Here is a 740-nt window from a genome sequence, read left to right as displayed (position 1 = left end):
GAATGGCACTGTAGAATTATTAGTTCCTTTAGAGAAGATAGAAAAGTTTATGTTTGATAAAGGTATCATTAGACAGAGCAAAGCTAAAAAGTTTCACCCGATACACAGAAAAGGATGGCTATATCTCCCAGACCAAGAAATCTTGGAAAGATACAATGCTGAAATTCGTGGAATACTCAATTATTACCACCTAGCCAACAATTATAATAAACTTAATTATTTTCAATACTTGATGGAATATAGCTGCCTTGCAACTTTAGCAGGAAAGCATAATTCTTCAATAAGTAAAGTAATTGACAAATATAAAAGCGGCAAAGGTTGGGCAATAAAATATAAAACAGAAAAAGGTAAAACACGAGAAAAGAGAATTGTAAAACTTCAAGATTGCAAAGGGTTCTGTGATGATAATATTGTTAGACACATTTATTCTGTAAATACCAATGCTACTATTAGAGCAAGACTGCAAGCAGGAGTTTGCGAGCTTTGCGGTAGCAGGGGAAAGTCTAATTATGAGGTTCACCATGTTTCAAGTGTAAAGGGACTAGAAGGCAATAAGCTTTGGGAGCAGATAATGAAAATCAAAAATAGAAAAACATTAGTGGTATGCGAGGATTGCCATAAGGCAATACATAGTTAATTTGAATTTTAAAATGATATGGTAATTATTAACGGAGAGCCGTATACGTCGAGAGGTGTACGTACGGTTCGGTGGCGAGGGATTTTGTGCCCTTAGCCTATGG

The 740-nt window shown here is 35.4% G+C and carries 1 protein-coding gene; it reads left to right on the top strand.

Annotated features, from left to right (window positions below; all coding sequences use genetic code 11):
* Positions 1 to 637 (top strand): group II intron reverse transcriptase/maturase (locus CIB29_RS18315; protein WP_341444450.1); only part of this gene is annotated, 637 nt, incomplete at its 5' end.
* Positions 638 to 740 lie beyond the last annotated feature (103 nt).

The sequence above is a fragment of the Petroclostridium xylanilyticum genome (assembly GCF_002252565.1).
Classification (GTDB): domain Bacteria; phylum Bacillota; class Clostridia; order SK-Y3; family SK-Y3; genus Petroclostridium; species Petroclostridium xylanilyticum.
Note: the sequence above shows the minus strand (reverse complement) of the source record. Positions and strands in the feature narration are given on the sequence as shown.